The sequence below is a fragment of the Paludibaculum fermentans genome, from assembly GCF_051172195.1.
GTDB classification, from domain to species: Bacteria; Acidobacteriota; Terriglobia; order Bryobacterales; family Bryobacteraceae; genus Paludibaculum; species Paludibaculum fermentans_A.
Map to the genome: position 1 here is coordinate 2,649,336 of NZ_JBPJAQ010000001.1, position 23,477 is coordinate 2,672,812.

A 23,477-nucleotide genomic window follows, 5' to 3' on the forward strand; every position below is an offset into this window, starting at 1 on the left:
ACACTGGCAATGTGAAGCCCATTGCCCTCACCATCGCCGGCTCCGACCCCAGCGGCGGCGCCGGCATCCAGGCCGATCTCAAGACTTTTCATCAGTTTGGCGTCTATGGCCAGGCCGTCATCACCCTGTTGACCGTCCAGAACACGCAGAACGTCTTCGATGTCCAGGTGCTGAAACCCGGGTTTGTCGTAGCCCAGATTCAGGCCATCCTCGACGACATACCCCCCCAAGCCGCCAAGACCGGAGCTCTCGGCACCGTGGAAGTCGTTGAAGCCGTTGCGGATATGGCTCAGCACTTCACTTTCCCCCTGGTCGTCGACCCGGTCATGATCAGCAAACACGGCGCCCCGCTGATTGCGGCCGAAGCACGCACCGCATTGCTCGAGAAGCTCCTGCCCCACGCCCGGCTGGTGATGCCCAACCTGCACGAAGCCGCTGCATTGACAGGGCTTACGGTCGAAACCCGCGACCAGATGGAAGCCGCTGCTCGGAGCATTTTCGACGCCTGTGGCTGCAATGTCCTGGTCAAGGGCGGCCACCTCGCCGGAGTGGCCATGGACCTGCTTCTGCTTGATGGCAAAGCACTTCACGAATTTCCAGCCGAGCGCATCGACACCCTTCACACGCACGGAACCGGCTGCACTTACTCCGCCGCCGTCACCGCGGGCTTGGCACTCGGTTTGCCGCTACCCCAGGCAGTTCGCTCAGCCAAAGAGTTCATAACAGAGGCGATCCGGACCAATCCCGGTCTCGGTCAGGGCTGCGGACCGGTCAACCACCACGCCCGCAACCACCTTTACAATGAATGAGTGGCATTTCTCCCCGTCGACGAGCAGTTAAACTATTTGCGGAAAGGGTTCTCGGAGATCATCCGGGAAGAGGATCTCAAGGACCGCCTGACCCAGGCGGCCCTGGTGAATCGCCCTTTGCGCGTAAAGGCGGGCTTCGATCCGACCGCGCCCGACCTCCATCTCGGTCATACCGTTCTGCTTCGCAAAATGAAGCATTTTCAGGACTTAGGTCATGCCGTAATCTTCCTGATCGGTGACGCAACGGGCCTGATTGGCGACCCAACGGGCCGCAACGCGCTGCGTCCGCCGATGACCCGCGACGAGATCAATCGCAACGCCGATACCTATAAGGAGCAGGTGTTCCAGATCCTCGACCCCGAAAAGACCGAGGTCCGGTTCAACTACGACTGGCTGGGTGCGCTCCGCTTTGAGGACATGATCCGGCTGACGTCCAAGTACACAGTGGCCCGGATTCTGGAGCGCGACGACTTCGCCAAGCGCTACCGCGAGTCGGTGCCGATCTCGGTGCACGAGATGCTGTACCCGCTGGCGCAGGGCTACGATTCGGTCGCGCTGGAGTGCGACGTCGAACTGGGCGGCACGGACCAGAAGTTTAACTTGTTGGTGGGGCGTGACTTACAGCGCGACTACGGCCAGGCGCCGCAGATCGTGGGCACAGTTCCGCTGCTCGAAGGTTTGGACGGCACCGACAAAATGTCGAAGTCGAAGGGCAATTATGTCGGCATCCGGGAAGCTCCTGAAGTGATGGTGAAGAAGCTGATGACCATCAGCGACAACCTCATGTGGCGCTACTGGGAACTGCTGACGGATGTGCAAGTTTCTGAGATTTCGGCCATGAAATCGAGCGCACGCAACCCGCGCGATATTAAGCTGGATTTGGCGCAACGAATTGCCGGGGATTTCCATCCGGCTTCGGAAGCCAAAGCCGCGCGGGAGCAGTGGTTGCATGATGTGAGCCAGGGCCAGACGCCGGAAGATCTGCCCCTCACGATTGCCGCCGATCCGCGGCTGAAACAATGCCTGTTGCAGACGGGACTTGCGCCCTCCAGTTCGGAAGCAGACCGGCTCATTAAAGCGGGTGCGGTGGCGGCTGGCGGTGAAGTCATCAAGAGTCCGTCGCACCGGTTTGAAGCAGGGGAATACATCCTGCGCGCCGGCAAGAAGTGGGCGCGTGTGAAAGTCTGACCTCTTATGTTGTTGGCTCGCGACACGATGGGCCTGAGCCTGGATGCGCTGCGCTCGCACCGCCTGCGTACCGCTCTCACTGTGCTTGGGCTCACGATGGGTGTCGCGACGCTGATTACGGTGGTCACCATCGTCCAGGGCGCCAATGTGTACGTCGAGACGAAGATCGCCAACCTGGGCGCCGATGTCTTCCAGATGGCGCGCACTCCGTTCGCTGTCACCGATTACGAGATCATCCTCAAGGCTTTGCGCTACAAGCGGATCCACATGGAGGATTACGACTTCGTGCGTTCGGCCTGTCCGGACTGCAAGGTGATGGGCGCTTCGGGTTCGGTGACGACGCGCGCCAACCACCTGACCGAGGAGTTGACCGACGTCAACATGAACGGCCAGACGGCTTCGATGGCTGAGATCGAGGCGCGCACCATCGAAATGGGCCGCTATTTCACGGAGATCGAAGACCAGCGATCGGTGCGGGTGGCCGTCATTGGCGCTACCTTGCGTGACAAGTTCTTTCCGGAGCAGGATCCGGTGGGGCAGAAGTTCCGGCTGGGCAGTGAAGAGTTCACGGTGATCGGCCTGTATGAGCGCGGCGGCAGCGTTTTGGGCCAGGACTCGGACAACTTCGTGGTGGTCCCGCTGAACACGTTCCTGCAGTTGAAAGGTTCGCGGTATTCGTTGACGATCAACGTGAAAGTGCCCAATGATCCGAAGGGCTTCGAGCGGGCGCAGGATCAGGCCCGGCTGGCGTTGCGAGCTCGGCGGCACATCCGGCCGACGCAGGATGAGGACTTCTTCATCGGCACGAAGGACAGCTATATCCAGTTGTGGCAGCAGATCAGCGGAGCGTTCTTCGCCGTGTTTATCCTGGTGAGTTCGATTTCGGCCGTGGTGGGCGGCATCGTGATCATGAACGTGATGCTGGTGAGCGTGACGGAACGGACGAAGGAGATCGGCATCCGGCGGGCGATGGGCGCGACGGGCCGGGACATCCTGAAGCAGTTCCTGACGGAGAGCGTGCTGCAGTGCATGGTGGGCGGATTTTGCGGCATCACCCTGGGGTTTCTCTGCGCGGCGGCCCTCAACCGGTTCACCTCGTTTCCTGCATCGGTGCAGGGTGGTGTGGCGATTCTGGGCATGGTTCTGAGTTCGGCAATTGGGCTGTTTTTCGGGATTTACCCGGCCACGCGCGCCGCGCGGCTGGATCCGGTGGAAGCATTGAGGGCTGAATAATGACGCGCTCGGAATTCCGCGAAAACCTGATCGTGAGCCTCGACACGCTGCGGGCTCACAAGGTGCGCAGCGCACTGACACTATTGGGCGTTGTGATCGGCGTCACCAGTGTGATCACGGTGGCCGCGATCATCGATGGGCTGAACAAGTTTGTCGCGGACAAGGTGGAGAAGATGGGCTCGCGCAGCTACTTCATCACGCGGTTCCCCTTTGGCACGGACCCGAACCGCATGCCGGAGAAATACCGTCTGCGGCGATACCTGCAGTACAGCGACGCCGACAAGATCAAGGACACGGTGCACAGCATCGACAAGATCAGTGCGCTGGGCACGCGCGCCAACTTTTTCGGGGATAAAAACGAACTGCGGTATGCCGGGGAGCGTGTGGAGCGAGTGATCATCCGCGGCGCCAGCGCTGATTACTGTGACGTGATCCCCATGTTCGTGGTGGAGCAGGGCCGCTACTATTCGCAGGCTGAGGTGGACCGTGCCGCCGCGGTGGTGGTGCTGGGCCAGGCGATTGCAGATTCGCTGTTCGGCCGGGCCTCGCCGCTGGGCAAACAGATCATGATGAACGGCTCGCCGTTTGAGGTGATCGGTGTGTTCGCGCATGACGAGGGGCTGCTGGGCGGGCCGGGGGTGGACCAGTTTGCGATGATCCCGCTGTCGACATTCCGTAAGCACTATCCGGAATCGAAGGAAGTGATCATCATCTACACGGTGCAGCGGGATGTGGACCCGATGGTGGCGCAGGATGAGGTGGGCGACGCGCTGCGGCGGCTGCGCAAGGTCTCGTACAAGTCTGACAACGACTTCGAGATCCTGAGCTCGGACTTCCTATCGAAACTGTGGGGTCAGCTGACCGGAGCGATTGTGATCCTGACTTCGGTGATCAGTTCGATTGGCCTGCTGGTGGGCGGGATCGGGGTGATGAACATCATGCTGATCTCGGTGACGGAGCGCACGAAGGAGATCGGGATTCGCAAAGCGATCGGCGCCCGGGCGTCGGACATCCGGGTGCAGTTCCTGCTGGAGGCGTTGATGCTGACAGTGGCGGGCGGGATGATCGGGATCCTGGGTGGGTTCATTCTGGCCCTGCTGATCCGGACGGCGGCGCCTTCGATTGGGGCGACGGTGAGCCCGTTCTGGGCGACGATGGGTGTGACTTTGTCGGCCATGGTGGGGCTGTTCTTCGGCTACTGGCCAGCGAACCGGGCGGCCAAACTGGACCCGATTGTCTGCCTGAGATACGAATAACATACCGGGTGCTCGCGGTTCCGGCGGGGTTCCTGCGAAGATAGGATGAGACCTCAATGAGCCGTAAACGCGTCGATTGGAAGATTAAGAACGAAGTTCTGCACCTGGGTGAGCGCACGTTGATCGTGGGCGCCATGAACGTTGCGCCGGATTCTCCGGTGGATGGCGGGCGTTATGAAGACCCCGACCGGGCGTTTGTGCAGGCCGTGCAGATGGCCGACCAGGGCGCGGACATCATCGAGATCGCGGCCGAGAGTTTCCACTCCGGATCGAAGCGGATTTCGGAAGCGGAAGAGCTGCGGCGGTTGATTCCGATCCTGAAGCGGGTGCGCGGCAAGGTGAGTCCGCTGATCTGCGTGGAAACGTATAAACCGGCGGTGGCCGAGAAGGCGATTGAGCACGGCGCGGTGATCATCAAAGATCCGACTGGGCTGACGCTGGACCAGGAGCTGGCCAAGATCGTGATGCAACACGATGTGGGGTTCATCCTGCAGCACACGCGAGGTACGCCGGATACTTGGCCGAAGCAGCCGTCGATGAAGGGCGCTGTCGGGATGGTGATGGCGGAGTTGAATGCCGCGTTGAACCGGGCGGGGCGCATGGGTGTGGAGCGAACGCGCCTGGCGCTGGATGTCGGCCTGGGCATGGGCAAGCGCAAGGAGACGAACAGCGAGTTGATCACCGGGCTGGCTGAGTTCAACGAGATGCGGCTGCCAGTGGTAGTGAGCCCAGAGGGACATCCCTTCAATGCGGCGATCACTTTGGAACCGAGCCTGGGCACGACGATCGCGGCGGTGACGATGGCCGTGCTGCGGGGCGCGCACCTGGTGAGAGTTTACAGTGTAGAGGCGATCCGGCCGGCGATTCTGGTGGCAGACCAGGCGTTGATCGGGTAGGGGGGGCTTTCCCCGCGGCTGGGGATTCCGGTAGGGTGGGGGGACGTTCTCGCCCTGTCCACCTGCCGTTCTCGTTGAGATTCCTGACAGTTTGCGTTTCGGGACAGGGGATGAACGTCCCCAAGCGTTGGGATTGCGGCAGTTTCTCCGCGGTTCAGCGCATGCACGGGGCCGCTTTTGTTCCTCTTGACCAGCCCCGCGGCTGGGGATTCCGGTAAGGTGGGGGGACGTTCTCGCCCTGTCCACCTTCAGTTCTCTTTGAGATTCCTGACAGTTTGCGTTTCGGGACAGGGGATGAACGTCCCCAAGCGTTGGGATTGCGGCAGTTTCTCCGCGGTTCAGCGCATGCACGGGGCCGCTTTTATTCCTCTTGACCAGCCCCGCGGCTGGGGATTCCGGTAAGGTGGGGGGACGTTCTCGCCCTGTCCACCTGCAGTTCTCGTTGAGATTCCTGACAGTCTGCGTTTCGGGACAGGGGACGAACGTCCCCAAGCGTTGGGATTGCGGCGGTTTCTCCGCGGTTCAGCGCATGCACGGGGCCGCTTTTATTCCCCTTGACCAGCCCCGCGGCTGGGGATTCCGGTAAGGTGGGGGGACGTTCTCGCCCTGTCCACCTTCAGTTCTCTTTGAGATTCCTGACAGTTTGCGTTTCGGGACAGGGGATGAACGTCCCCAGCGGCGTTGGGGCCACTTCCATTCCTCTTGACCAACTTTCGATTTCGGGCCAGTATTGTAGGCAGGCGACAATTGTCGGCTACCGACAATACTATGGCTCAGAATGACGATTTGCTTCCGGGCACTTTGGATGTGCTGGTGCTCCAGATTCTTTCGGGGGGCACGCTGCATGGGTGGGGGATTGCCCAGCGGTTGAAGCTGCTTTCCGGAGAAGTGCTTTCCGTGCAGCAGGGGTCGCTGTATCCGGCCTTACACAAGATGGAGGGCGAGGGGTGGATTTCGGCGGAGTGGAAGGCTACGGACGAGGGGCGGCAGGCGAAGTTCTACGCATTGACGGCTCGCGGGCGGAAGCAACTGGCGGAGGCTCGGGCACGGTGGGTGCGGCTGTCTTCGGCGGTGGGCCTGGTTTTGGACATTGCGCAGGATTGAGGAGCGGCGATGCGTTTCTTCCGGCGAAGGATCCCCGACCACGAGATTGATGCGGAGCTGCGGTATCACCTGGATCAACTGATTGCCTCGAAGGTGCAGGGCGGCCTGACGGCCGAAGCGGCGCGACGCGAGGCCCTGCTGGAGTTCGGGTTGCCGGAACCTACGAAGGAAGCCTGCCGGGATTTGCGGCCCTATGCGGCGGCTACGGCGGCAGCGGGCAGTTTGCGGCAGGCGTGGCGAGGGCTGGCGCGCTCGCCCGGATTCACTACTGTTGCCATTCTTACACTCGCGCTGGGTACGGGCGCGAACATCGCCTTGTTCTCGCTGGTGAATGCGGCGCTGCTGCGGCTGATTCCGGTGCACGAGCCCGAACGGCTGGTGTGGTTCGCTCCGAAGCCGGAGGAGTTCGGGCGGATGCTGAACTACCCGTTTTACCGTTCCCTGGAGGGCGATAGCCGGTTTGACGGGTTGCTTTGCGCGTTCCCGGCGTCAGTCTCGGCCAAGGCATGGAATGGGGCGGCGGAGCGGGTGGATAGCGAGCTCGTTTCGGGCACGTACTTCGAGGTGCTGGGTGTGCGGCCCTACCTGGGCAGGCTGCTGACGAGGGACGACGACCGGGTACGGCTGGGGCATCCGGTGGTGGTGGCTTCGCATGCGTACTGGACTTCGCACCTGGGTTCCGATCCAAGCGCCGTGGGGCGGGTGATTGAGTTGAACGGGGCGGCGTACACGCTGGTTGGGGTAGCGGCTCCGGGCTTTGCTGGCATCGAGCAGGGCTACCCGCGGTCGTTGTTCGTGCCGATCCAGATGAAGGCGGCGATCACGCCGGGTTGGGACGGGTTGGACAAGCCGCTCATTATCTGGCTGTGGGTGGTGGGCCGCTTGAAGCCGAGCGTCGATCGTGAGGCGTTAGGGCAGGAGTTGAATGCGCGGCTGCATGCGTTCCAGGAGCCGTATATCCAAGCCGACAGGCGACTGGTGGCCTCGCAGAGGGCGATGATGCGGCAGCGGACGTTGACGCTGGAGCCGTTGCGGGACGCGGTGCTGGCGACGAGGACGAAGCAGCATCTGCGGACGCTGGCGTGGATCGTGCTGGGGGTGCTGGTGGTGACTTGCGCGAACCTGGCGGGGCTGTTGCTGGTACGTGGGCTACAGCGAAGGAAGGAGCTGGCGACGCGGCTGGCACTAGGGTCTTCGCGGGGGCGCGTGATCGCGCATCTTGTAATGGAGAGCGTACTGATTGGGGCTGCCGGCGGATTGGTTGGCCTGGTGCTGGGTGCGTCGCTGGCTCCGCTGCTGGCGTCGGGGTTCCCGTTGCTGGGTGAGGGTTCGAAACTGACGGCGCCCTTGGATTTGCGGGTGCTTGGCTTCGCGCTGGTGTTGTCGCTGGGGACGTGCCTGGTGTTTGGGGTGGCTCCGGCGTGGCAGTCGACGCGGCTGGATTTGGTCGCGGCGCTGAAGGGCGGTGAGAGTGGGCCGAAGCATACGCGGATGCGGCATGGGCTGCTGGCGGTGCAGACAGGCGCGGCGCTGCTGCTGCTGGCGGCGGCCGGGCTGTTTGCCGTGAATCTGCGGCGGCTGTTCACGTTCGATGCAGGCTTCGCGGTGAACCGGCTGTTGATTGCCGAGATGGAGCCGACTTTAAACGGGTATGACGGCGAGCAGAGGCTGGCGCTGTACCGCGGGTTGGACCGGCGATTGAAGGAATTGGCGGGGACGGCTGGGTCGGGGATCCGGGCAGCGGCGCTGAGCAATGTAGCACCGATCTCGCCGTACTATTGGTCGATGATGTTCCTGCGGGCGGGGCGGACGGAGGATAAGGAACTGGTGCCGCGGGCGGTGGCGGTGGGGCCGGGCTACTTCGAGACGATGGGGATTCCGCTGCGGCGCGGGCGGGTGATTGCGGAGCGGGATGATGTGGGGGCTGCGCGGGTGGCGGTGATCAGCGAGTCCTTGGCGCGGCGTGCGTATCCGGGCGTGGATCCCATTGGACAGAGATTCGTGGGGGATTTGCGGAAGCCACTCGAGTCCACGTTTGAGATTGCGGGTGTGGTGGCGGATGTCCAGTTGAGCGATCCGCGGCGTCGGGTGGGTTTGGAGTGCGTCTATGTGCCGTACCGGCAGTGGCCGTTTCCGGCACAGGCGATTGTGGTGCAGCTACGCCTGACGGGCGCCGCGGAGGGCCGCGCTTTGGAGGTGCTGCGGGGCGTGGTGCGTGAGTTGGACCCGAAGCTGGGGTTGTATGATGTGCGGACTTCGGAGCAGGCGTTGGCGCGGACGTTGAGCACGGAGCGGCTGGCGTCGTGGTTGTCGGGGTTCTTTGCCGTGCTGGCCGTGTTGTTGGTGGGGACTGGGTTGTATGGGTTGCTGGCTCGGGAGGCGGCGGCGCGGCGGAAGGAGTTTGGGGTGCGGTCGGCCCTGGGGGCGGATGGCTCGCAGTTGCTGTGGGTGCTGGTGCGCGGGGTGATGGTGTCGGTTGCGGTTGGGCTGGCGGCGGGGTTGTTGGCGTTGGGCTTGCTGCGGCCGGTGATGACGGGGTTGCTGGTGGATTCGCGGTGGGCTGCGGCCTGGGTGGTGGCTGGGGCGGTGGGCGTGCTGGTGGTTACTGTTGTGGCGGCGGCGTGGGTGCCGGGGCGGGGGGTGGCTCGGGTGGAGACGGGGGCGGCGCTGCGGTATGAGTAGGTGCGGGCTGGTGGGGGTTCGAGGTTGGGGGACGTTCCGCTCTGTCCACCTTCGGCTGTCGTTGTGATTCCCGATCGTTTGCGCTTTGGGACAGAGTATGAACGTCCCCGCGGTGTTGTGATTCCCGATCGTTTGCCGTTTGGGACAGAGTATGAGCGTCCCCGCGCGGTGGGACTGCGGCGGAGCGCCCCTGTGGTTCAGAGGCGGATGAGGCCGAGTTCGCGGATTTTCTCCTGGAGGCTTTGGCGGGCCATGCCTATGGCTTCGGCCGTGCGGGTGACGTTGCCGCTGTTTTCGCGGAGCTTACGGGTGAGGTACTCGATCTCGAAGAGACGTTTGGCTTCGCGGTAGTCCGGTTCGTCGAGCGAGGTGGAGGGTTTGCTGGAGGCCGGGGCGGCGGAGGCCTGGATGTCGGCGGCGGTGACGCTGTCGCCGTGGGCCATGACGAAGACTCGCTCCAAGGTGTTGCGCAGTTCGCGGACGTTGCCGGGCCAGGTGTGGTCCTGGAGGCGGGCGATGGCTTCGCGCGACAGGTCCGGGCCGGTGCGGCTGTACTTGGTGCGGAGTTCGCGCCAGAAGAGATCGACCAGGGCCGGGATGTCGTCGCGGCGGTCGCGCAAGGGGGGGATCCAGAGAGTCACGGCGGCGAGGCGGTAGTAGAGATCCTCACGGAAACCGCCGTCGCGGATGGCTTGGGGGAGGTCCTTGTTGGTGGCGCTGATAGTGCGCACGTTGACGGAGACGGTGTTCACGCCTCCGAGGCGCTCGACCGCGCCGTTCTCGACGGCCCGCAGGATTTTGGCCTGGGTGGGGGGCGCCATGTCTCCGATTTCGTCGAGGAAGAGAGTGCCGTGGTGGGCTTGTTCGAACTTGCCGGCGCGGGCGGAGGCGGCTCCGGTGAAGGCTCCTTTTTCGTAGCCGAACAACTCGCTCTCGACGAGGTGTTCGGGCAAGGCGGAGCAGTTGAGGGCGACGAAGCGGCGGGCGGAGCGCGGGCTGCGGGCGTGGATCTCCTGGGCTAAGACGTCCTTGCCGGTGCCACTCTCGCCCTGGATGAGGACGGGCAGGTCGCTTTGGGCGACACGTTCGGCGGTTTGGAAGAGCTGGCGCATGGCGGGGCTGCCGCCGGTCATGCGGCCGAACTGGCCTTCGCCGGCGCGGGTGTAGCGGAGGTGTTCGACTTCGCGTTTGAGGCTCTGGCGTTCGGTGGCGCGGTTGACGACGAGGCGGAGTTCCTCGATGTCGTAGGGTTTGGCGAGGTAGTCGTAGGCGCCGCTTTTCATGGCCTCGACGGCGAGGCGTTCGCCGCCATAGGCGGTGATGAGGATGATGGCGGGGGCGGCGGGATCGGGTGCGAGCTCCTTGAGGAGGGTGAGGCCGTTTTCTCCGGGAAGGTCGTAGTCGAGGAGGATGACGTCCGGCGGGTCGGTGCGCAGGCGGTGGCGGGCCTCGGGGACGGTGCCGGCCTCGATGATGCGGAACTCGGAGTGGAACAGGCGGCCGATGGCGTAGCGCGCGGCTTCCTCGTCGTCGACGACCAGCAGGACAGGCTTCATGTCGGGTTCCGAACCTATCATGCCAGACCAGGGTGCGGCGAGGGCCATGGGGTTGTCCTCAGTCGAGGCCGGTGGCGGCGGTGCCGATGAGCAGGCCGAAGAGGCCGCCGGCGATGATGAGGCCGATGAGGCGGCGGCGGAGTTGCGGGTTGGCGGCTTTGAGGGAGCGGGCGTCGGCGTAGCGGATGGTGACGATTTCGAGGCGATTGCCGCGGGCGGTTTGGATGTCGAAGTCGTCCGCGCGGATCTGGAGGAGGCGGCCCTGGAGATGGGTGCGGTCGAGCAGATGGACGGTGATGGTGGAGCCGGGTGGGATGCGGGCGGCCTGTTCGGCGGGCGTGGAGGCGGCGCGCAGGAGGACGGGCAAGAGGAGAAGGGCGATGAGCGACTTGGTCACGGTGAACTCCTAGTCCGCTCCGGTGGCTGTGGCGACGATGCCGTAGGCGATGTAGAGGACGGCCAGGCCGGCCAGGATGAAGACCGCGGCGAGACCGGCCTGTTTGGGGCCGGACATATGGGTGGCGTTGCGCAGGCTGCGTACTTCGTCGAAGCGGACGAGCTGGTGGCCGACCTCGAAGCTGTCGGTGGTGACCTGGCCCAGGTTGCCTTTCCATTTGGTGCCGAGGAGGGTCTTGACCTCGACCATGGTGTTGGGCTGGAAGGCGGCTATGCGGGCGCGGAACTTGTCCGGGTTGGCTGCCGGCTTTTGGGCGGAGTAAGCAGGCAGGACCAGCGCGAGGGCGAGCGTGAGTGAGAGGGTAGTGCGCCACATGATGCTGGTTCCTTAGCGGATCTGGATGCCGAAGCGGACCGAGGTGTCGAAGTGTTGCTGGTAGGCGCCGGCGTACTCGTAGAGGCGCAGTTCGGTGCGGAGGCCGGCGCGGCGGGAGAACCAGTAGGTGGCGCCGCCGCCGAAGTGGTAGAGGTTGGCGACTCCTTGACGGAAGCCGAGGGTATAGCCGGCGGTGACGAAGGGGATGAATTTGCGGGGGTTGTCGCGATTGACGAAGTGCCAGGCTCCGCTAAGTCCGAAGAGTCCGACGCCGATGCCGGGTTCAGTGCGGGGGAAGAGGTAGCCGAGTTCCACGCCGGCGGCGAGGCCTTTCCAGACGAAGGCTTCGCCGCCGATGCCGGTGCTCATCATCTGGGCGAGGTTGCCGTTGCTGGGGGCGTCGACTCCGTAATAGAAGTAGCCGTGGCCGTTGTAGCGCTGGGCGGCGGCGGGTAGAAGCGCCAGCGTCAGGAGGAGAAGAGTGCGAAGTGCTGCGTGCATGGAGTGTGTCCTTTCGGACATACAGAAGCACGCGGTGCGCCAGGGGCTAAGTGTTGAAAACAGTAGGGGGCTGGCGTTGAAGTGTCAGGGAAAGGCGACAGCTACTGTCCGCCGTTCTTGCCGGGGGCGGGTGCAGGGGAGCCACTGCCGCCGAAACCGAAGCCGCCGGAAGAGGAGGAGCCGGAGGAGCCGGAACTGCCGGAGCCGCCGAAGGAGCTGCCGGAGCCAAAGCCGCCGGAGCCGAAGCCGCTGGAGGAGCTGGAGCCGCGGCTGGAGCCAAAGCCGGAGGAGCCGGAGCTGCCGTTGGATCCACCGAAGCTGAAGCCGGAACCGGAGCCGCTGCCGTTCTGCTGATTTGGATTCTGGCCCTGGCCCTGACCCTGTCCCTGTTGCTGCGGGTTGAGCTGGCCCTGGCCGTTGGCGGCCTTCTTCTGGTCGAAGACGAACTCCCATTCCTTGACGTTGGTGCGTTCGTTGTAGACCAGGATGCCTTCCATATCGCGTTTGCTGGCGACGCCCACCAGGCCACCGGCTCCGGCGGCGAGGGCGTTGCCGTTGCCCGTTCCGTTGTTGGCGCCAAAGGCGGAGTTGTTATTGTTCCCCTGGTTGGGGTTGGTGAGCATGTTCTGGATGGCGCTGATGGCCTGGTTGGGCGCGGCGTTGCCGGTGCCCGAGCGGCCGAAGCCGGAACTGCCCGAGTTCGAACCGCCGAAGCCGGAGTTGCCGAAGCCACCCTGGCTGTTCGAATTCTGGTTGTTGTTATTCGAATTGGCGTTGGAGTTGGAAGAGCTGGACGAGTTGTTGCTGCTGCTGCCGAAGCCTCCGCCGAAGCCGAAGCCGCCGCTGGAGCCGCTGTTGCTGCCGTTCTGCTGGCCCTGGCCCGTCTGGTTCGGCTGGCCGGTGGCGCCGGGTTGGGCATTGTTGCCGGGCAGGGCATTGCGGCCGGTCTGGGAGCCGGGGACGGCGAACGGGTTGCCGTTTTGCATTCCGGGCGGTTGCGGCGGCGTGGCGGGACCGGAGCGTGAGGAGTTGGGATCGCCCTGGGCAGGATCGACGGGCTGTTCGGCCTGTGCGCCGCTGGAGCCAGCCCCGGGTGCTCCGGGGATGATACGGTCGCTGGCGCGGCGGGTGAGCGCGGCGGCGCTTTGGCCCTGATTGGCCTGGTCGACGTATTCGGCTGAGGCGCCGACACCGACGATGTTGGAGGACAGGGCGCTGGGCCCGCTCTTTTCCTGGTCGTTCTTCTTCTTGTGGATGAGCGAATCGGTGTACTGGCCGGCGCCGTCGACGTGGATGAGGCGCCACTCGTCGCTATTGGTCATCGGGTCTTTATAGCGGCGGCGGAGGAAACGGATGTTATTGGTCGTTTCGAGATCGTCGAGGGTCTGGGGGTACTTCGAATACTTCTTGTAGTAGAGCTGGATGGCGCGGACGTACTGATCGCCGCGTTCCACAAGGAGTGCTTCCTTGTTGCGTTCGTGCTCGAAGGCGATGCGCGGCATCTCGAGGTACAGCATCACTACCGCCGCGGCGGCCATGGCGAATACGAGCAGCAGCGCGTAGCCGCGCTGATTCTGCCGTCGATGCCGTTTCAGTCTCATCCGTTCTGGACCGCTTCCTCAATCGGTATGGTCTGTTGGTGCTTGAAGTCCATATCCTCGACCACGACGCTGGTGGCGTTGATGCGGACGATCTTGTAGCGCCGCTGAATGACTTCGCCCTCGGAGGGCACCAGGATATCGTCCCCCTGCATGCAGAATACCCGTTTTGTGCCGCCTTTCACAGGGACGGCGCTGCCGTAGAACTTGAGAGGGATGGGCGGCGGAGGCGGGATGACGGGCGGCGGAGGAGGCGGGGGCGGCGGCTCCGGGCCGATCATGCGCTTCACGACGGCCTTTTTGACGGCGATGGTGGGCTCGGGTTGTTTGGGCCGGACGACCTCGACGGAGCCGAAGTCGAAGAGACTGCGGTCGACGCGTTCGATCTTGACGGCGGCCAGTTTGGCGAGGAGGTCGAGGCGCAGGGTGGGGTCGATGTCGGCGGCGGCGCGTTCCTCGCCCTTTTTCGGTTTGAGGGAAGGCCGGAATTCCTTGGGGGTCGCCTTGGGGTTGAGGCTCTGCTGTTTGGGCGTGGTGAGGGATTCGTCGTCGAGGGCCGGCAGGGCTTTTTTGAGGATGGACGGGCCTTTGGCGACGGGCCGGTTGTCGCGGGCGCCGGGCGGCAGGTCGGGTTCCGAGAACACGTTGGCGTAGAAGAGATAGGCGGCGAGGAGCAGGAGCGCACCGAGGATGACGGTCTTCTTGGGGTCGGCGCCGAGCTTCATTTCGAGACGAGGTTTCATTGATCCTGCTCCGGGAGGCCGCGCGCGGGGCGGCGGATGGGGCGCTGTCGGGGGCCGGTGGGCAGGGGGCCGGAACGCGGTTCTGAGGCCGGTGGAGGCTGCATGGGCTTCACGGTCTGTTGATTATTGGGCTGCTGCGGCGGAGGCGGAGGCGCGTTCTGGCGGGCTGGCGTAAGCGGCCGGGGCTGGATCATGGGTTCAGCCACCGGAGTGGTCTCCACGACGGTGGAGAGGTCTTCCCTGGTGGCCTCGGGGCCGTCCATGCGGAAGAACGCGTTCAGTTTGACGACGATGCCGAGGGTATTGGTGCCCTGCTGGGGCTGGGCCTGGAGTTGCTCGATGATGAGCAGGCGCTTGCTGCGGTCGATGGCGTTGACGAGCTCGATGAGATCGGCGTAGGTGCCTTCGAAGCTGGCGTTGATGTTGAGCATGCCGAGCGTGTCGGAGCCTTCGATGGGCTCGTAATTATACGACCGCTCTTTGGCGCGGATGCCGGCGGAGTGGGCGGCGAGGGCGAGGTCGACTTCGAGCATGGAATAGGCGTTGCGGCGGGGCAGGAAGAAAGAGCCCAGGAAGGTGTCGCCGGCGTCGCGGGCCTGGGTGGCCTTGGTGAGCAGCTTCTTCAAGCGTTCCAGGGACTGTTGGCGGCCGATGAGTTGTTTGCGTTTGGCGGCCAGGTCGGCGTCGAGCTGTTCCAGGGTGCCGCCGGGGGTCTGGAAGACGAACCAGGCGGCGACGAGGTTCGCGGCGAGCAGAATGCCCAGGACGATGCGGACCACATGGCGCGGGTCGCGGGTGTGTGCCTTGAGGTTGAAGTTAAAGCTTCTGGGCATAATTCACACTCACGCGGTAGCGGTAGAGGGGTTCGTTCTGGGAGGGCGGCTGGGAGCTGAGCAGGGCGGTGGCTCCGAAGAGGTTGGAGCCTTCCAGGCGGCGCAGCAGTTGGATGACGGGTTCGGGCGACTGGGCGCCGACGACCATATCGAGCTGGACGAGGTTGTCGCCGGTGACGTAGGGGCGGACGGCGACGAGGCGCACGTTGCCGGGGAAGACCTTTTCGAGGTCCTCGAAGAGGCGGGTCCAGCTGATGCCTTTGCGGATGAGCAGGGCATTGAGGAGCAGGCTGCGGTCGAGAACCGCCGAGTTGACGGGCTGGCGCAGTTGAGCCTCGATCTTGGAGTACTGCTGGTTGACGATCGAGAGTTGCTGGTCGATGCGGGCCATCAACTCGCGGCTTTCGCGGGCGGCTTCGCGCTCACGGCCGATGATGGAGACGAGCATCAGGAGGACGCCCAGGAGGAGGAAGCCGGTGATGGCCGAGGCGACGAGGATGGGCCTATCCTTGCGGAAGGGCTCCTGGGAGAGATTGATGGGAATTTTGACGCCGCTCATGGCTTAAAAGGCCTCCATCGTTTCGAGGTAGCCATGCAGCCCCGCGTTGTTGGCGCCGGGGGTGCCATAGCGGGAACGCAGCGAGCTGACCGGCAATCCGAATTCATCGCTCCAGCGCTGGAGCAGGTCTTCACTGTCGCGGGCCACGCCGCACTGGCGCAGGACTTTGGGGCGTGCGCCGAGTTCATCCTCGGAGTAAGCGAAGGTAGAAGCCAGCACATCGGTGGCCTCCTGTTCGCTTCCGCCGTGGAGTTGAACGCAGCGGAACATGCGCAGGACGTGCCCTTCCAGCAGGCTGAGCGCGAGGACGTCTCCGCACAGTTTGGCGACGACGACGGGCGAAGCCTGTTCATCGCCGTCATCGCCGGGCAGGGCGAGGGCGGAGAGCGCAGACAGGGTGACGAAGCCGCACTGAAAGCCGGCGGCGCGGAAGGGCGCCTCCAGGTGGGAGGCCACCTCCATGTTGATGACGGCCACAACGACATCGACTTTCTTGACGGCGCCGGTGCGCTGCTGAGGGTAGCAGACGACGATCGCGCTCTCGATGTCGAAGGGTACGACGCGTTTGACGCGGAAGCGGGCGAGTTGGAGTTGTTCCTGGGGATCGCTGGGGAAGGTGTCGAAGTCGACGACGGCGACGCGCGCGCAGTAGTCGGGGAGGATGAGCGCGGCGCGGCGTTGTTTCGCCTTGCCTGACGGATCGGCCACTAGGTTGCGAACCGCGGCTTCGTAGACGCCCGGCTCGCGGACATTGTTCTCGAGGGGCGAGACGACGATAGCGCCTGGCATCAGGGGCGCCCACTCGATGCTGGCGTGGTGGGCCGGCCGCGTCCAGGCGATGCCTGCGCCGGAGACTTCGAAGACGAAGTCGGGCGGCGGATCGGAGACGAAGGCGCGGACTTTGGACAAAATACTCATCTATCCCTCAATGAAGGTCACCTTGTTGATTTCGCGCAGGGTGGTGACGCCGAGTTTCACCTTCTGGATGGCGGACTCGCGGAGGAAAATCATGCCTTCCTCCTTAGCTTGGCGTTTGATTTCGGTGGCGGGCCGTTTCTCCAGAATCAGTTCACGGATTTTCTCGCTGAGGTCCAGTAGTTCGTGGATGGCGCTGCGGCCGCGGAAGCCGGTGCCGCCGCATTCAAAGCAGCCGTTGCCTTCGTACATGGGCACGTCGCGCCACTGATTCGGATCGAGGCCGCTCTCGACGAGGAAGGCGTCATCGTATTGCACCTGTTTCTTGCAGTGCTCGCAGATGACACGGACGAGGCGCTGGGCCAGGATGCAGTTGAGGGCGGAGACGAAGTTGTAGGCCTCGACGCCCATGTTGAGGAAGCGGCCCAGCACGTCGAGCACGTTATTGGCGTGGACGGTGGTGAACACGAGGTGGCCGGTGAGGGCGGCGTTGATGGCGATCTGGGCGGTTTCCTGGTCGCGGATTTCGCCCACCATCACCTTGTCGGGATCGTGACGCAGGATGCTGCGCAGGCCGCGGGCGAAGGTGAGGCCCTTCTTGTCGTTGACGGGGATCTGGGTGATGCCCTTGAGCTGGTATTCGACCGGGTCCTCGATGGTGATGATCTTGTCTTCGTCGTTCTTGATTTCGCTGAGGGCGGCGTAGAGAGTGGTCGTCTTGCCGGAGCCGGTGGGGCCGGTGACGAGCACCATGCCATAGGGTTCCTTGATGAAGCGGCGAAAGCGGTTGATGTCGGAGTCGGAGAAGCCCACGACGTCGAGGCTGAGCTTGGCGAACTTTTCGCTCATCGACTCTTTGTCGAGGACGCGCAGGACCGCGTCTTCGCCGTGGATGGTCGGCATGATGGAGACGCGGAAGTCGATGAGGCGGCCTTTGTAGCGCACGCGGAAGCGGCCGTCCTGGGGGATGCGGCGTTCCGCGATGTCGAGTTCCGACATGACCTTGATGCGGCTGATGATGGTGCTGTGCCAGTCCTTCGCAATGGGCGGCATGGCGTAGTGCAGGACGCCGTCAATGCGGTATTTGATGGCCACTTCCTGGTCGCGGGTCTCGATGTGAATATCCGAGGCACGGCGTTCCAGGGCGTTGAAGATGGTGGTGTCCACCAGCTTGATGACGGGCGCGATTTCGCTGTCCTGGGCGGTGAGCTTCTCGATGGAGAGGGTCTCGTCGGCGTTCTCGTCGTCGCCGACGACATCGAGTGCGAAGCCTTCGGTGATCTCCTCGAGGACGCGCTGGGACTGTTCGGTTTTCTTGAGCAGGTCAGCGATCTGCGAGAGAGTGGCGACTTTGACGCGCAGCCTCTTTTTGAGGAGGATGGAGAGCTCGTCGATCAGGTTGAGGTGGCGCGGGTCGGCCAGGGCGATGGCGAGGTTGCCGTCGGAGGCTTCCAGGGGGACGAAGTTATAGCGGAACATCAGGTCGACGGGGATCGACTTGAAGAGATCGTTGTCGATCTTGGCCGCCTTGAGATCGACGAACTCGCAGCGGTAGCGCAGCGCGAGCTGGCGCGCCTGCTCCGCTTCGCGGGTGGGGTCGATGCTTCTGAGAACGTCTGTCGCCATGGGTTTTGCCTCAGCCGAAGGTATCTGCGAGCGAGAAGATGGGCAGGTAGAGAGAGACCAGTACGAAGGCCACAAAGCAGCCCATGAAGATCATGATTGCCGGTTCGATGAGGGACAACGAGGCCTGCATGCGGGTGTTGACGTCGTCCTCATAGAACTCGGCCACGCTGTTGAGCATGGCGGGCAGGGCGCCGGTGGATTCGCCCACCTCGATCATGTCGATGGCGAGAGGGGGGACGATGCCGGTGGAGGCCAGGGCTCCGGAGAGGGGCTGGCCTTCCTTAACCATTTTCTGGGCTTTGGCGAGGGCGCGCCTCAGCAGCGGGCTGCCGACGGACTGGGCGGCCGTCTCCATGCCCTGGACCAGCGGGATGCCGCCGGTGAGGAGGGTGGAGAGCAGGCGGGCGAGCTGCGCGACCTGGTATTTGCTCCAGATCTCGCCCAGGACTGGAGTGCGCATCTTGACCTTGTCGGACGCGGCCTTACCTTGTTCCGTCCGCAGGTAGAAGCGGATGCCGACGATGGCCCCGACCACGGCAATGGAGCCGACCACGATATAGTTTTCGGCCGCCGAGCCCACGGCCATCAGGAAGCGGGTGGGACCAGGCAGTTGGGCGTTGGTGGTGGCGTAAAGCGAAGCGAACCTCGGCACCACGAAGGTGATGAGGAAGATCACCAGTAGAATGACCAGCGTGATGAGGATGGACGGGTAGAGCAGCGACAGGATGATCTTCTTGCGCACGGCCAGCGCGAGACGCTGATAGTTTACATAGCGTTCCAGCACCTCGCCGAGCGCGCCGGATTTTTCGCCGGCCATGATGGAGGTGGTGTAGATGGCGGGGAACACCTCCTGGCGCTTGAAGGCGTCGGAGAGCATGGAGCCCTTCTTGACGTCGTCGCGGATGTCGCGCACGATGGGGCTGAGCTTGGGGTCGGTGAGGCGGTCGCCCAGCAGATCCAGGCACTTCAGGATGGGCAGGCCGGCGCGGAAGAGCGTGACAAACTGCTGGTTGAAGATGAGGAACTTCTCGACATCGAGTTTCTTTGAACGGCCCCGCAGGCCGGCGGAGAGGCCGCCGAGGGCGGAGCGCGGCTTGACGGAGTAGACGAGGTAGCCTTGTTGCGCCAGCCGGTCGCGAATTTCCTGTTCGCTGCCGGCCTCCATGACCTGTTGTTTGATTTCGCCGCGCGCGTCGGCGTATTTGAGGGCAAACTCGGGCATGGCTACTGGTTCGCCTCGACAATCTCCACGCCTTTGGGCGGGGTATAGCGGAACAGGGTGTCGCTGAGCGCGGGGTTCAGGCGCTCGGCCGTGAACTGGAACTCCATGACGCTGGCGTCGACACCGGTGACGACCAGGCGGCGGATGACGTTCTGGGGGGTGACGGTAAACTCGACCAGGGTGTAGGGCAGGCGGTCTGTCTTGGCATGGGCGACGATGTTCGCGTCGGCGCCGGTTTCCTTGAACTCGAACTGGCCGAAGTCGCGGCGGAAGTCGAGCTTGCCCAGCAGGAAGGCGAGCGGGGCGCGGAAGTCGTCCGCATTCTTCAGTTGGCTGCGCTCGGCACGATTCTCGACAGGGGAGTAGAACCACAGCCACTTGCCGTCGCTGATGAAGAGTTTGCCGGCGGGGTTGGCGTACTGCCAGCGCATGCGGCCGGGCTTGCGCAGGGACAGGTCGCCGGTTTCGACACGAGTGGCGCGGCCCTGGGTCAGGTAGCGCTGCTCAAAGCGGACTTCGAGCGTGGCGGCGCGGTTGTAGCGCTGCTCGACCGACTTCAGCACTTCCTGCAGGTCACGTCCCGTAGCCAAGGCGCAGGACAACATCAATAGGGAGAACACCCTCACACAACGGATAGACGCCGCGGACGGCCTAGATGTGCAGGGAAATCGAGGGGAGCTAGCGGAGGGCAGGCGCCGACTGCCGGGACGGATCCTGTGCATCCTGCTATCCGATTGTGCTGAAAAGGGTTGGGGTGGAATCTAGTAGGACCTCCCTCCGACTATCGGGAGGCCCCCTCATGGCTCGGCCGCGCCGGGCGGCAGCGCCGAGAGCTTGCTAGCGCCTGCGGCGCAGGCCAAAAGTCATGGTCAAACCGAGGCCGAGCAGTCCGAGCGAGGCTGGTTCCGGCACGTCGGTGACGATGGGGAAGATATCGAACGTGGTTGGTTGGGTGGGCGCGTTGAGGTCGCAATTGCCGCAGATGGGCGGTGCTTCAGCGGCTTCGAGGGAAGACTCGTCCGCCATCAGGATGACGGCCGGCTCAAATTCCGGCTTGGACAGCATCGATTGAACCAACAGACTTTTCGCAACTTGCGGAGCCGGGGGCTCAGTCAGTGCCGCGGCCTGCACCGACGACTCTGACAGGGCCAGGACGCACACGGCCACACAGATTGCGAACAACCGGTGTTTGGCGTGGTTTGTGGGCATTTTCCTCCGTACATGGCCATTGGCCAAAGTGTCCTAACAGAGGTAGGACGTAGGACTTACAGAGTACCCCTTGTCAGACGCGATCGTCAATGAAGAAATTGTAATTATCTGATGACAGTGGAAGTTTCACGAAGCTATGGCGAAAGTCGGTCGAGCTGCCAGGCGGAGGCAACCCGGGTGTAGAGGATGCGGTCGTGGAGGCGGTTGGGCCGGCCCTGCCAAAACTCGAAGGACAGGGGTTGAAGGCGATAGCCGCCCCAATCGGCGGGCCTGGGGATATCCCCATTTGGATGAAGCACCTGGAGGGATTCGACACTCTGTTCCAGCCAGGCGCGGCCGGGGATGACGCGGCTTTGGGGGGAGGCGGCGGCCCCGATGCGGGCGAGTGGCGGGCGCAAGGCAAAGTAGTCGTCGGACTCCTGGGGGGAGACGCGCTCGACCGGGCCGGCAATTCTGACTTGGCGTTCGAGTTCCGCCCAGTAGAATGTCACGGCTGCCTGCGGATTCTGGTGGAGCTCGAGTCCCTTACTGCTGTTGTAGTTGGTGAAGAAGACGAAGCCGCGTGGATCGAAGCCTTTCAGGAGCACCATGCGGCAACTGGGGATGCCTTCGCGGGTGGCGGTGGCGAGGGCCATGGCATTGGGTTCCTTGAGGTTGCTGGCGAGGGCCTGGTCGAGCCAGGTGCGAAATTGGGCGAACGGATCGGATAGGACAGTGCGTTCGTCAAGATCCTGGCCGGCGTAGTCGATGCGCAGCCGGGCGAATTCGGTGGTGAGGTCAGCCATTGGGCAGGTTCTCCCAGGGATCGCCCCAGTCCGCTTTGCGGGCCTGTTTCCAATTGAGCTTATCCCTCTTTTTGATGCGCGCCTGTTGGAGTCCGGTGGATTGAGTGCAGAGAGCGAGCTCGATGAGGTGGGGATGGGTGTCGGGGTGGCGTACAACGCGGGCGGCGGCCGGGGTGGCGGGTTCTTTCAATACGAGAACATACGAGAACTTCTCGTCCTCGTAGTTGAGGGAGCCGCCTTTGGCGATGCGGTGTTCGCGGGTGCGTTCGACGCGCACGGCGAAGTGGCACCAGTCTTCGCCAGAGATGGGGCAATCGTTCGGGTGGGGGCAGGGGCCCTGGATATGGGCGCCGGCGGCGAGGAGTTGGGTGCGGGCGGTTTTGACGATCTCGAAGCCGGGCTTGGTGCCGGGTTCGAGGATGAGCAGGGCGCGTTTGGCAAGCATCCAGGCTTCGGCGATGAGGCGCTGGCGGTCGCGTTCACTCAACTCATTGAGGGCGTAGCAGATGGTGACGAGATCGTGGGGTTCGAGGGAGGCGGGCAGGCGGCGCAGGTCGGCTTCTATCCAGCGGGCGTCAATAAAGTCCTGCCAGCCGGAGTTCTGTTCGACGAGGGTGATGGGGCATTGGGCGAGCCAGGCGGCGGTGCCGGGCCCGGAGCCGAGATCGAGCCAGGATTCGGGGGCGAAGGGGAGCTCGCGCAGAGCGGCGGAAAGGGCTCCCGAGGTGGCGGGCAGGCGGGTGACGATGTAGGCTGCGCGGGCCACGGCGGAGTCGAGCCGGGCGGGCAGTCCGGCGCGGTAGGCGGTGGAGAGGGCCTGGGCTGCGGCCGCAAGGTCTGATCCTTTGAAATCAGCGGCTTCGAGCTGAATGGCTTCACGCAGAGCTTGAGGAATGCTGGCTGTTAACATGGCTGGGAAAGGGGGTTACTCGACACAAAAGGGTCCGGTTTGCTATGCTACTATTGTCGAGGTTCCCCCAACAAACTATGGCAGCTAAACCCGCCTTCGCGACTGGAGCTCAGGTGGAGCACCCCAAGTTCGGTCCCGGCAGCGTCATGACTTGCACAGACCAGCATATCGTGATCAAGTTTGACGAGTCGGGCGAACGTAAGTTCGTGCTCGAAATTGCTCTACCCTCCATCAAGAAGATCGACCGCCAGCCGCCCGCCGACAAGAAGCGCGCGAGCAAGAAAAAGGCCGCCGCTCCCGCGGCCGCCGCGAACTAACCAACCGCATTAAATTTGCGCTGCCTGCGAGTGGCGGCTCTGTTAAGAAGTCCGAGGCTCTGTTAAACTGAGTTTTCCCTTCGATGAAATTCGGCGTCGTCGTCTTCCCCGGCAGCAATTGTGATCACGACGCCTGGTACGCCGCGAGCCACAATCTCGGCCACCAGGCAGAGTATCTGTGGCATAGCGACACAGAGCTTAAGGGATCCGATTGCATCATCCTCCCTGGTGGGTTTTCCTACGGGGACTATTTGCGTTGCGGCGCTATCGCAAAATTTTCGCCCATCATGGCCGCTGTGAAGCGGTTTGCGGCCGACGGCGGCCTGGTGATGGGTATCTGTAACGGATTCCAGATTCTCACCGAGTCGGGGCTGCTGCCCGGCGCCCTGGTCCGCAACCGCGGGCTGAAGTTCATCTGTAAACCGGTACGCCTGGTGCCTGGCACGCTCAATTCCCCTTTTACCAACAGCCTGGAACTGAACAAAGAAGTCACCTTCCCCATCGCGCATGGAGAGGGCTGCTTCACTGCCGACGCACGCACGCTGGACGAGTTGGAAGCCGAAGACCGCGTCGCCTTCCGTTACGTTGAGAATCCCAACGGATCCCAGCGGGACATCGCCGGCATCCTGAACGCGCAACGCAATGTTCTGGGCCTAATGCCCCACCCTGAACGGGCTACGGAAACGCTGATGGGTTCGACGGACGGACTCGGCGTATTCCACTCCCTAGTCAACGCCTTCGCCACTCACAAATAACTACTCCA

General features: G+C 63.6%; 24 protein-coding genes. 9 read left to right on the plus strand and 15 right to left on the minus strand.

Annotation, left to right across the window (positions count from 1 at the left end):
- Positions 1–11: 11 nt before the first annotated feature.
- The 7 genes from thiD to ACR9Y2_RS10875 all read left to right on the plus strand — a co-directional run bounded on the left by thiD (position 12) and on the right by ACR9Y2_RS10875 (position 9,168).
- Positions 12–809: a bifunctional hydroxymethylpyrimidine kinase/phosphomethylpyrimidine kinase gene (gene thiD, locus ACR9Y2_RS10845; RefSeq protein ID WP_435041256.1), complete on the plus strand. Its 798-nt coding sequence runs from the start codon at positions 12–14 to the stop codon at positions 807–809.
- Positions 810–1,997, plus strand: a complete 1,188-nt coding sequence (gene tyrS / locus ACR9Y2_RS10850) for a tyrosine--tRNA ligase (RefSeq protein WP_435041257.1) — start codon at positions 810–812, stop codon at positions 1,995–1,997.
- Between the two features lie 6 nt (positions 1,998–2,003).
- Positions 2,004–3,230: an ABC transporter permease gene (locus tag ACR9Y2_RS10855; RefSeq protein WP_435041259.1), complete on the plus strand. Its 1,227-nt coding sequence runs from the start codon at positions 2,004–2,006 to the stop codon at positions 3,228–3,230.
- Complete coding sequence (locus tag ACR9Y2_RS10860) at positions 3,230–4,486, plus strand: ABC transporter permease (RefSeq protein ID WP_435041261.1); 1,257 nt, start codon at positions 3,230–3,232, stop codon at positions 4,484–4,486. The genes ACR9Y2_RS10855 and ACR9Y2_RS10860 overlap by 1 nt, the downstream gene beginning before the upstream one ends.
- A 56-nt stretch (positions 4,487–4,542) precedes the next feature.
- Entirely contained in the window at positions 4,543–5,382 is an 840-nt protein-coding gene (folP, locus tag ACR9Y2_RS10865) for a dihydropteroate synthase (protein ID WP_435041262.1), read from the plus strand.
- 768 nt (positions 5,383–6,150) lie between these two features.
- Positions 6,151–6,486 carry a PadR family transcriptional regulator gene (locus ACR9Y2_RS10870; protein WP_435041263.1) on the plus strand — a complete coding sequence of 112 codons (336 nt, stop codon included), beginning with the start codon at positions 6,151–6,153 and terminating at the stop codon, positions 6,484–6,486.
- 9 nt (positions 6,487–6,495) lie between these two features.
- Entirely contained in the window at positions 6,496–9,168 is a 2,673-nt protein-coding gene (locus ACR9Y2_RS10875; RefSeq protein ID WP_435041264.1) for an ADOP family duplicated permease, read from the plus strand.
- 197 nt (positions 9,169–9,365) lie between these two features.
- Here the strand turns inward: ACR9Y2_RS10875 and ACR9Y2_RS10880 are convergent, their stop codons facing one another.
- The 15 genes from ACR9Y2_RS10880 to ACR9Y2_RS10950 all read right to left on the minus strand — a co-directional run bounded on the left by ACR9Y2_RS10880 (position 9,366) and on the right by ACR9Y2_RS10950 (position 22,397).
- Positions 9,366–10,724, minus strand: a complete 1,359-nt coding sequence (locus tag ACR9Y2_RS10880) for a sigma-54-dependent transcriptional regulator (RefSeq protein ID WP_435041265.1) — start codon at positions 10,722–10,724, stop codon at positions 9,366–9,368.
- A 58-nt stretch (positions 10,725–10,782) separates the two neighbouring features.
- Entirely contained in the window at positions 10,783–11,121 is a 339-nt protein-coding gene (locus ACR9Y2_RS10885) for a hypothetical protein (RefSeq protein WP_435041266.1), read from the minus strand.
- A 9-nt stretch (positions 11,122–11,130) separates the two neighbouring features.
- The gene (locus ACR9Y2_RS10890; RefSeq protein ID WP_435041267.1) at positions 11,131–11,496 is read right to left on the minus strand and encodes a hypothetical protein; all 366 of its coding nucleotides are present in this window, start codon (positions 11,494–11,496) and stop codon (positions 11,131–11,133) included.
- A gap of 12 nt (positions 11,497–11,508) precedes the next feature.
- Entirely contained in the window at positions 11,509–11,997 is a 489-nt protein-coding gene (locus tag ACR9Y2_RS10895) for a hypothetical protein (protein ID WP_435041269.1), read from the minus strand.
- 101 nt (positions 11,998–12,098) lie between these two features.
- Positions 12,099–13,598, minus strand: a complete 1,500-nt coding sequence (locus ACR9Y2_RS10900; RefSeq protein ID WP_435041270.1) for a hypothetical protein — start codon at positions 13,596–13,598, stop codon at positions 12,099–12,101.
- Positions 13,595–14,338 carry a hypothetical protein gene (locus ACR9Y2_RS10905; protein ID WP_435041271.1) on the minus strand — a complete coding sequence of 248 codons (744 nt, stop codon included), beginning with the start codon at positions 14,336–14,338 and terminating at the stop codon, positions 13,595–13,597. The genes ACR9Y2_RS10900 and ACR9Y2_RS10905 overlap by 4 nt, the downstream gene beginning before the upstream one ends.
- Positions 14,335–15,171 carry a hypothetical protein gene (locus ACR9Y2_RS10910; protein WP_435041272.1) on the minus strand — a complete coding sequence of 279 codons (837 nt, stop codon included), beginning with the start codon at positions 15,169–15,171 and terminating at the stop codon, positions 14,335–14,337. Before ACR9Y2_RS10910 ends, ACR9Y2_RS10905 begins: the two co-directional genes overlap by 4 nt.
- A complete protein-coding gene (locus ACR9Y2_RS10915) occupies positions 15,155–15,730 on the minus strand; it encodes a PilN domain-containing protein (protein ID WP_435041273.1) in 576 nt (191 codons plus the stop codon). The genes ACR9Y2_RS10910 and ACR9Y2_RS10915 overlap by 17 nt, the downstream gene beginning before the upstream one ends.
- Positions 15,731–15,733: 3 nt before the next feature.
- Positions 15,734–16,648 (minus strand): hypothetical protein, encoded by a 915-nt coding sequence (locus tag ACR9Y2_RS10920; protein WP_435041275.1) that lies wholly within the window; start codon positions 16,646–16,648, stop codon positions 15,734–15,736.
- Complete coding sequence (locus tag ACR9Y2_RS10925; protein WP_435041276.1) at positions 16,649–18,271, minus strand: GspE/PulE family protein; 1,623 nt, start codon at positions 18,269–18,271, stop codon at positions 16,649–16,651.
- A gap of 10 nt (positions 18,272–18,281) precedes the next feature.
- Complete coding sequence (locus tag ACR9Y2_RS10930) at positions 18,282–19,493, minus strand: type II secretion system F family protein (protein WP_435041277.1); 1,212 nt, start codon at positions 19,491–19,493, stop codon at positions 18,282–18,284.
- 2 nt (positions 19,494–19,495) lie between these two features.
- The gene (lolA, locus tag ACR9Y2_RS10935; RefSeq protein WP_435041279.1) at positions 19,496–20,083 is read right to left on the minus strand and encodes an outer membrane lipoprotein chaperone LolA; all 588 of its coding nucleotides are present in this window, start codon (positions 20,081–20,083) and stop codon (positions 19,496–19,498) included.
- Between the two features lie 247 nt (positions 20,084–20,330).
- Positions 20,331–20,702: a PEP-CTERM sorting domain-containing protein gene (locus tag ACR9Y2_RS10940; RefSeq protein ID WP_435041281.1), complete on the minus strand. Its 372-nt coding sequence runs from the start codon at positions 20,700–20,702 to the stop codon at positions 20,331–20,333.
- Positions 20,703–20,836: 134 nt separating this feature from the next.
- The gene (gene pdxH / locus ACR9Y2_RS10945; protein WP_435041282.1) at positions 20,837–21,487 is read right to left on the minus strand and encodes a pyridoxamine 5'-phosphate oxidase; all 651 of its coding nucleotides are present in this window, start codon (positions 21,485–21,487) and stop codon (positions 20,837–20,839) included.
- Positions 21,480–22,397: a small ribosomal subunit Rsm22 family protein gene (locus ACR9Y2_RS10950; protein WP_435041284.1), complete on the minus strand. Its 918-nt coding sequence runs from the start codon at positions 22,395–22,397 to the stop codon at positions 21,480–21,482. The genes pdxH and ACR9Y2_RS10950 overlap by 8 nt, the downstream gene beginning before the upstream one ends.
- A gap of 77 nt (positions 22,398–22,474) precedes the next feature.
- On the opposite strand from ACR9Y2_RS10950, the gene ACR9Y2_RS10955 reads away from it, so the two are divergent.
- Together ACR9Y2_RS10955 and purQ are read left to right on the plus strand one after the other, a co-directional pair.
- Positions 22,475–22,714 (plus strand): hypothetical protein, encoded by a 240-nt coding sequence (locus ACR9Y2_RS10955; protein WP_435041286.1) that lies wholly within the window; start codon positions 22,475–22,477, stop codon positions 22,712–22,714.
- 83 nt (positions 22,715–22,797) lie between these two features.
- Positions 22,798–23,469 carry a phosphoribosylformylglycinamidine synthase subunit PurQ gene (gene purQ, locus ACR9Y2_RS10960; RefSeq protein ID WP_435041288.1) on the plus strand — a complete coding sequence of 224 codons (672 nt, stop codon included), beginning with the start codon at positions 22,798–22,800 and terminating at the stop codon, positions 23,467–23,469.
- The last annotated feature ends 8 nt before the right edge of the window (positions 23,470–23,477 follow it).

Coding starts and splice junctions, on each gene's coding strand:
- ACR9Y2_RS10855 (WP_435041259.1), top strand. CDS start 2,004: ATGTTGTTGGCTCGCGACACGATGGGCCTGAGCCTGGATGCGCTGCGC.
- ACR9Y2_RS10860 (WP_435041261.1), top strand. CDS start 3,230: ATGACGCGCTCGGAATTCCGCGAAAACCTGATCGTGAGCCTCGACACG.
- folP (WP_435041262.1), top strand. CDS start 4,543: ATGAGCCGTAAACGCGTCGATTGGAAGATTAAGAACGAAGTTCTGCAC.
- ACR9Y2_RS10870 (WP_435041263.1), top strand. CDS start 6,151: ATGGCTCAGAATGACGATTTGCTTCCGGGCACTTTGGATGTGCTGGTG.
- ACR9Y2_RS10875 (WP_435041264.1), top strand. CDS start 6,496: ATGCGTTTCTTCCGGCGAAGGATCCCCGACCACGAGATTGATGCGGAG.
- ACR9Y2_RS10880 (WP_435041265.1), bottom strand. CDS start 10,724: ATGAAGCCTGTCCTGCTGGTCGTCGACGACGAGGAAGCCGCGCGCTAC.
- ACR9Y2_RS10890 (WP_435041267.1), bottom strand. CDS start 11,496: ATGTGGCGCACTACCCTCTCACTCACGCTCGCCCTCGCGCTGGTCCTG.
- ACR9Y2_RS10895 (WP_435041269.1), bottom strand. CDS start 11,997: ATGCACGCAGCACTTCGCACTCTTCTCCTCCTGACGCTGGCGCTTCTA.
- ACR9Y2_RS10900 (WP_435041270.1), bottom strand. CDS start 13,598: ATGAGACTGAAACGGCATCGACGGCAGAATCAGCGCGGCTACGCGCTG.
- ACR9Y2_RS10905 (WP_435041271.1), bottom strand. CDS start 14,338: ATGAAACCTCGTCTCGAAATGAAGCTCGGCGCCGACCCCAAGAAGACC.
- ACR9Y2_RS10910 (WP_435041272.1), bottom strand. CDS start 15,171: ATGCCCAGAAGCTTTAACTTCAACCTCAAGGCACACACCCGCGACCCG.
- ACR9Y2_RS10915 (WP_435041273.1), bottom strand. CDS start 15,730: ATGAGCGGCGTCAAAATTCCCATCAATCTCTCCCAGGAGCCCTTCCGC.
- ACR9Y2_RS10920 (WP_435041275.1), bottom strand. CDS start 16,648: ATGAGTATTTTGTCCAAAGTCCGCGCCTTCGTCTCCGATCCGCCGCCC.
- ACR9Y2_RS10925 (WP_435041276.1), bottom strand. CDS start 18,271: ATGGCGACAGACGTTCTCAGAAGCATCGACCCCACCCGCGAAGCGGAG.
- ACR9Y2_RS10930 (WP_435041277.1), bottom strand. CDS start 19,493: ATGCCCGAGTTTGCCCTCAAATACGCCGACGCGCGCGGCGAAATCAAA.
- ACR9Y2_RS10940 (WP_435041281.1), bottom strand. CDS start 20,702: ATGCCCACAAACCACGCCAAACACCGGTTGTTCGCAATCTGTGTGGCC.
- pdxH (WP_435041282.1), bottom strand. CDS start 21,487: ATGGCTGACCTCACCACCGAATTCGCCCGGCTGCGCATCGACTACGCC.
- ACR9Y2_RS10950 (WP_435041284.1), bottom strand. CDS start 22,397: ATGTTAACAGCCAGCATTCCTCAAGCTCTGCGTGAAGCCATTCAGCTC.
- ACR9Y2_RS10955 (WP_435041286.1), top strand. CDS start 22,475: ATGGCAGCTAAACCCGCCTTCGCGACTGGAGCTCAGGTGGAGCACCCC.
- purQ (WP_435041288.1), top strand. CDS start 22,798: ATGAAATTCGGCGTCGTCGTCTTCCCCGGCAGCAATTGTGATCACGAC.